Below are 909 nucleotides of genomic sequence, written 5' to 3' on the forward strand. Positions count from 1 at the left end.
GGCCATCCACGCCAAGTTCCCGGGCAAGCTGCTGGCCTACAACTGCTCGCCGTCCTTCAACTGGAAGAAGAACCTGGACGATGCCACCATCGCCAAGTTCCAGCGCGAACTGGGTGCCATGGGCTACAAGTTCCAGTTCATCACGCTGGCCGGTTTCCACGCGCTGAATTACTCGATGTTCAACCTGGCGCATGGCTATGCCCGCAACCAGATGTCGGCCTTCGTGGAACTGCAGGAAGCCGAATTCGCCGCCGCCTCCAAGGGCTTCACGGCGGTCAAGCACCAGCGCGAAGTCGGTACCGGCTACTTCGACGCCGTGACCCAGGCCATCCAGCAAGGCCAGTCGTCGACCACGGCTCTGCACGGTTCGACCGAAGATGAACAATTCTTCGACGACAAGGCCAAGAAGGCCGCCTGAGCCAGGACGATGCCGAAGTTTGAGTGAATGTGTGTGATGTAACGCCGGCCCGCATCCTTGCGCGGGCCGGCGGGGAGATCCCCGAACTTGATACCGCACTCCATAAGAGTGCGGTTTTTTTTTCGTCCGTCTCCCGGAAATCAGGCGGCCAGGATCAGGGACGATGCAGGCGGCCGTCGCGCAGTTCGAACACGGTCTGCCCCAGGGCTTCCACATCGGCCGGGTCATGGGTGATGAGCAGCATCGGCACCTGCAGACGGCTTTGCAACTCGGCCAGCTCGCTGCGCATGCGCTGGCGCAGGGACAGGTCGAGCGCGGAGAAGGGTTCATCCAGCAAGAGCATGTCGGGTTCGGCCACCAGCGCGCGCGCCAGTGCCACTCGCTGCCGCTGGCCGCCGGAAATCTGCGCCGGACGGCTGTGGGCGATGGCCTCCAGTTCAAAGGCCTGCAGCCACTGGCGCACGGCCGGATGCTCGGCGGGGCGGCGCAGG

The 909-nt window shown here is 63.8% G+C and carries 1 protein-coding gene and 1 pseudogene; one reads left to right on the plus strand and one right to left on the minus strand.

The annotated features are described in order from the left end of the window. Positions 1-418: pseudogene (locus tag B3873_RS20170) on the plus strand (isocitrate lyase); the annotation flags it as partial. A 154-nt stretch (positions 419-572) separates the two neighbouring features. On the opposite strand, the gene B3873_RS20175 reads toward B3873_RS20170, so the two are convergent. Then, positions 573-909 (minus strand): ATP-binding cassette domain-containing protein (locus tag B3873_RS20175; protein WP_286868583.1); only part of this gene is annotated, 337 nt, incomplete at its 5' end.

Origin of the sequence: Herbaspirillum sp. UBA812, from assembly GCF_002296545.1 — a bacterium.
GTDB lineage: Bacteria > Pseudomonadota > Gammaproteobacteria > Burkholderiales > Burkholderiaceae_D > Herbaspirillum > Herbaspirillum huttiense.